This window comes from Actinophytocola sp., assembly GCF_045807065.1.
GTDB lineage: Bacteria > Actinomycetota > Actinomycetes > Mycobacteriales > Pseudonocardiaceae > Actinophytocola.
In genome coordinates this window covers 1-5,765 of the sequence record NZ_JBJMIE010000231.1, presented here as the reverse complement: position 1 = coordinate 5,765, position 5,765 = coordinate 1, and the positions used below count along the sequence as shown (strand labels likewise).

General features: G+C 75.5%; 3 protein-coding genes. All 3 read left to right on the top strand.

Annotated features, from left to right (window positions below):
* Positions 1 to 1,649 (top strand): condensation domain-containing protein (locus tag ACJ73U_RS13795; protein ID WP_407777994.1); only part of this gene is annotated, 1,649 nt, incomplete at its 5' end.
* Positions 1,646 to 1,981: a phosphopantetheine-binding protein gene (locus ACJ73U_RS13790; protein ID WP_407777993.1), complete on the top strand. Its 336-nt coding sequence runs from the start codon at positions 1,646 to 1,648 to the stop codon at positions 1,979 to 1,981. The genes ACJ73U_RS13795 and ACJ73U_RS13790, both read left to right, overlap by 4 nt.
* On the top strand, positions 1,978 to 5,765 hold a 3,788-nt coding region (locus ACJ73U_RS13785), incomplete at its 3' end, for a non-ribosomal peptide synthetase (protein ID WP_407777992.1). The genes ACJ73U_RS13790 and ACJ73U_RS13785, both read left to right, overlap by 4 nt.

The window sequence follows — 5,765 nt, the reverse complement described above, 5'->3', positions numbered from 1 at the left end:
TGCCGACGGGCCGCGCCGGCAAGGTCGACCACCGGGCACTCGCCGAGACGGCCGCCACCGCCGCGCGGTCGACCGCGCCGGTGCGGGCCACCCGGCCCGCACCGACACTCGCCGCGGTGCGGGCCACCTTCACGGAGGTGCTCGCGGCCCCGGCGGCCGGTGACGACGACTTCTTCGCCCTCGGTGGCGACTCGCTGCTCGCGATGCGGCTCGTCTCGGTGGCCCGCAAGCGCTTCGACGCCGAAGGCGCGTCCCTGCGCGGCTTCCTGGCCGACCCGACGCCGCGCGGCCTGCTGGCCGTGCTGCGCGCCGCCGGCGAGGTGGCACATCCGGCCGAGCACGCCGAGCTGCTGCCCGGCGCCCTGTCCTCCGGGCAGGAACGGCTGTGGTTCCTGGAACAACTCCACCCCGGACGTGATCCGCTGGTCATCCGCCTCGAGCTGACGCTGCGCGGCACCCTGGACCTGCCCGCGCTGCGGCACGCGCTGAACGCGGTCGTCGCCCGCCACGAGCCACTGCGCACGGTCTTCGCGCAGGTGGGTGGCGTGCCGGCGGGGACGGTCTGGCCCGCTGCCGAGCTCACCCTCGAGGAGGTGCCCGCGAGCGAGGTGGACCCGGACGCACCCAGCGGGCTGTCCGTGCACACCGCGCGCCCGCCGCTGATGACCGCCCGCCTCGCGCGGGTCGCACCCGACCACCACGTCCTGCTCCTCGTCCTGCACCACCTGGTCGCCGACGGGTGGTCGATCGCGGTGCTGAGCGAGGAGATCGCGACCTACTACCGGCGCCACCTGGCCGGCGACCACGCGGTGCCGCTGCCCGACACCACCTACGCGCGCTGCGTCGCCGAGGAACGCCGCTGGCTCGCGAGCCCGGACGGCGAGGCGTGCGAGCGGTACTGGGCCGGCGCGCTCGAGGGCGCCGAACCGGTGATCGAGCTGCCGCTGTCGCGACCGCGCCGGGCCAGCCCCGACTTCACGGCACACCACGTCGTGCGGGAGCTGACCGAGCAGGAGACCGACGCGGTCGCGCTGGTGGCGCGCACCGCCCGGGCCACCCCGTTCATGGCGGTGACCGCGGCGTTCTACGCGGTGCTGCGCGGGCTGTGCGGCACCGACGACCTGGTGCTCGGCATCGACTCGCTCAACAGGTCCTGGCCGGGCAGCGAGGGGCTCATCGGCACGTTCGTCAACCAGCTCCCGGTGCGGCTCACGCTGCCGGCCCGCGGCGAGCCCACCTTCGGCGAGCTGCTCGCGCTGGCGCGCGGGCGGTGCCTGGACGCCTACGAGCACGACCGGCTGCCGTTCCACAAGATCGTCGCGGCGGTGAACCCGCCGCGCAAGGCGGGCCGCTTCCCCCTGTTCCAGGTCAAGGTCACCCAGCAGAGCGGGTGGAAGACCGGCGCGGCGCTGCCCGGCGTCGACGTGGTCGCGAGCGAGCTGGCCGAACCGGTGACCGACCTCGACCTCATGCTCGACGTGTCCGGCGAGGCGAGCAGGTTGCGGCTGGAGCTGGTCTACCGGCCGGAGGTGCTCGACGCGGCGACGGCGCGGACCTGGCTCGACGCCGTCGCCGACGTCCTGCGCGCCGGCGGGGCCGACCCGGCGGCCGCCGTGCCCGTGTTCGCGCCGGCGGGAGGTGCGCGATGAGCCACGCGGAGGAGAACGCGGTGGAGGAGAACACGGGGGTGGGGCCGGTCCTGCCGAGGACGCCGACCGAGGCGGTGGTCGCGCAGGTCTGGGCCGAGCTGCTGGAACTCGACGTCGTCGACGTGACCGAGGACTTCTTCGCGCTGGGCGGCCACTCGATGCTGGCCGTGCGCGTGGTGCACCAGCTCGCCGAGCGCACGGGGACGCCGCTCGAACTGGAGGTGTTCTTCGACCTCGCCACCGTGGAGGAGGTCGCCGGGGAGCTGGACCGGCTCACCGCGGCGCGGGCACACGAGCACGCCGACGACCACGTCTACGAGGGGGAGCTATGAGCGCGCGGGACCTGCTGCGCAGGCTCGACGACCTCGGCGTCGGCCTGACGCTGGCCGGCGAGCGCATCCGCTACCGCAACCAGGGCGGCGACCTGCCCGCCGGGCTGGTGGCCGAGATGAAGGACCACCGCGACGAGCTGGTGTCGTTGCTGGCGCGGCGGGCCGAGCTGACCTGGCCGCCACCGCGTGAGGACGACGAGCCGGGCGAGGTCCGGTGCGGTCCGCTCACCCGTGCCCAGCGGAAGCTGTGGGCGACGAGCTACCTCGTCGAGGACGGCACGTACAACCTGTGCGGCGCGCTGCGGCTGCGCGGCCACCTCGACCGCGACGCCCTGCGGTCCGGGCTCGCCGACGTGCACCAGCGCCACCCGTCGCTGCGCACCGTCTTCCCGGTGGTCGACGGTGAACCCCACCAGCACGTCCTGAGTGCCGCCGTGCCCTCGCTGACCGAGCACGACCGCACCGGCGCGGCGGTGGACACGTGCCTGGACGAGTGCGCCCGGCTCGCCGGCCACGCGATCCCGCTGGCGGAGTGCCCGCCGGTCCGGGCACACCTGTTCCGACTCGCCGCGGACGACCACGTCTTCTTCGTGCTGCTGCACCACATCATCGCCGACGGCCCGTCGGTCGCCGTGCTGCTCGACGAGCTGGCGCGGTGCTACGGGGCCCGCCTGGCAGGCACGCCGGAGGGGCCGTCCGCCGGGCGAGTCGACATGGTCGACGTGGCCCGGTGGGAGCAGGCCCGCCTGGCCTACGGCGACCTCGCCGCGGACCGCAGGTACTGGCGGGGCCGGTTCGGCTCAGCCGAGCTCGGGGCGCCGCCGCTCCCGCCGCCGCTGCGCGCCGCGGCCGACGGTGACGGGGACGACACCGTGACGGCGGTGGTGGACCGGGCGACGACCACCGCCGTGCGGCGGGTGGTGTCGGCGAACCGGGCCAGCGCGTTCGTCGTCGTGTCGGCCGCGGTCGCCACCGTGCTGTCCCGCTACACCGGCCGCGACGACCTCGTCGTCGGGATGCCGGTGGCCAGGAGGAACGAACCGGGCCTCGACACCGTCGTGGGGCTGCTGCTGGACATGGTGCCGGTCCGCCTGGAGCTGGGCGCGGGCGTGACGTTCCGCGACCTGGTCCGGCGCACCAGGACCGCCGTCCTCGGCGCCGCGGCCAACCTCCTCACCGCGGACGAGGACCCGGACGTGACCGGCCGCGCCCTGCGGGGCGTCGTCCTCACCGACGCGGGTGCCGCGCTGCCCCGGCCGTCGTTCCCCGGCCTCGACGCGACCGAGCTCGACGTGGCCCGCTCCGGGGTGAAGTTCGACCTCAACTTCCTCGTCCGCGACGACGGCGCCACCCTCGGCATCGAGGTCGAGTTCGACCGGCGGGTGGTGAGCCGGGAGGACGTGACCGCGATGCTCGCCGTCGTGCGCAGGGTCCTCGCGCAGGGCGCGGCCAATCCCGCCCGACGGGTGGACGGACTGGCCGTCGCACCGCTCGACGAGCCGGGCACCGGCGCGTTCGGCGACGCGGCGGACCGCGTCCCCGGCGCGGACGAGTCCCTCGTGAGCCGGCTGGCCGGCGTCGCGGCCACCCGTGGCGACGCGGTCGCGATCAGCACCGAGGACGGTGGGCTGACCTACGCGGAACTCCTGCGGCGCGTCGACCTCGTGGCACGCGGCCTGCGCGACCTCGGCCACGGTCCGGGTGACGTCGTCGGCATCGCCCTCCCGCGCGGCGCCGACCTCGTCGTCGCCATGCTCGGCGTGCTGGCGGCCGGCGCCGCGTACCTGGTCCTCGACGACAGCTGGCCCTCGGCGCGCGTCGACCGCGTGCTCGCCGACGCGGCCGTGCGCCTTGTCGTCGCGCCGGAGCCGGCCGGCAGCGACACGGGCACCGGCTCCGGCAGCGGCACCCGGACGACCCTCGCGGCACTCGCCGAGCGTGGCAGCGGCGCCGTCCCCGCCGGCGCGGTGCCGGGCTCGGCCACCGCCTACGTGATCTACACCTCCGGCTCGACGGGAGAGCCGAAGGGCGTGCTCGTCTCCCACCGCAACGTCCTGCACCTGCTGGACGCCACCGCGGGGCGGTTCGGGTTCGGGGCGGACGACACGTGGACGCTCTTCCACGCCTGTTCCTTCGACTTCTCCGTGTGGGAGGTGTTCGGGTGCCTGCTGCACGGCGGGCGCCTGGTGGTGGTGCCGAAGTGGACGACCCGCGAACCGGACGCGTTCGCCCGGCTCCTCGCCCGTGAACGGGTGACCGTGCTGAACCTGACGCCGTCCGCGCTCTCGGCGATGCTGCCGGCCATCGCGCGGACGCCGGGGGCCGTCGACCGGCTGCGGCACGTGGTGTTCGGCGGGGAGGCGCTGGAGCGCAGGCTCGTGGACGCCTGGTACGCGGCGGTGGGGGACCGGGTGGCGCTGGTGAACATGTACGGCATCACCGAGACCACCGTGCACGCCTCGTGGCGGTGGCTCCGCCCCGCCGAGCCGGGTGTCACCGAACGGGAGTCCGCCATCGGCGGTCCCCTGCCCGGCACCGCGCTGCACCTGCTGCACGACGCCGGGGCGCCGGTGCTCAACCGGTGCGTCGGCGAGATCCACGTCGGCGGTCCGCAGGTCAGCGGCGGCTACCTCGGCAGGCCCAGGGAGACCGCGCTGCGGTTCGTGCCCGACCCCTACAGCCCGGTGCCCGGGGCCAGGATGTACCGCTCCGGTGACCTCGGCAGGCGGGACGGGACCGGCATCGCCTACCTCCACCGGCGGGACGCGCAGGTGCAGGTCAACGGGTTCCGGATCGAGCTGGCGGAGATCGAGGAGGCACTGGCCGCCCAGCCCGGCGTCGCGGCGGCGGCCGCGGCCACGGCACGGGACGGCAGCGGTGCGCACGTCGTGGCCGTGGTCGTCGCCGCGGCTGACCCCGCCGGCCTGTCCACCTCGGACGTCGTACGCGGGGTGCGCGCGGCGGTGCCGCGGTACATGGTCCCCCGCGCGGTCGGGGTCGTCGACCGTTTGCCCCTGACCGACAACGGCAAGCTGGACCGGGCGGCCGTCGTCGCGGCGGCGGAGGCGGCGGTCGGGGAACAGGCCTCGGCGACCTGCCCGGCGCCGCCGTCGAGCCCCGCCGAGGAGGTCCTCGCGGAGCTGTTCGGGTTGGTGCTGCGCGCGGACACCGTGTCCGCCGGCAGCGACTTCTTCGACCTCGGCGGCGACTCCATGCGGGCCATCAACCTCGTCGGCCTGGCCAGGGAGCGGGGGCTGCGGCTTTCCGTGCGCGACGTCTACGACGCACCGCGGCTCACCGACCTCGCGGCACGGGTGGTCGGTGGGGACTTCCGCGCCGCGGTGCGGGAACCGTTCTCGCTGCTGCCCGACGGCGCGGCCGCCGGCCTGCCGGCCGACGTCGAGGACGCCTACCCGATGACCGCGCTGCAGTCCGGCATGGTCTACCACCAGGAGCTGGCCCCGGGCGCGGGCGTCTACCACATCGTGCTGAGCTACCGGGTCCGCGGCGCCATGGACCCCGACGCGTTCCGCGCGGCGACCGTCGCGGTCATGGCGGCCCACCCGATCCTGCGCACCAGCTTCGACGTGGCGGGTCCGCACGGACCCCTCCAGCGCGTGCACACCCGGGTCGACACCCCGCTCGAGTTCACCGACCTGCGCGACCTGGCCGAGGCCGACCAGGAGGCACGCATGCTCGCGGTGGTCGACGCGGAGATGGCCCGGGAGTTCGACCCGGCGCGGCCCCCGCTGTTCCGGCTCGTGGTCCTGATCCGGTCCGCGGA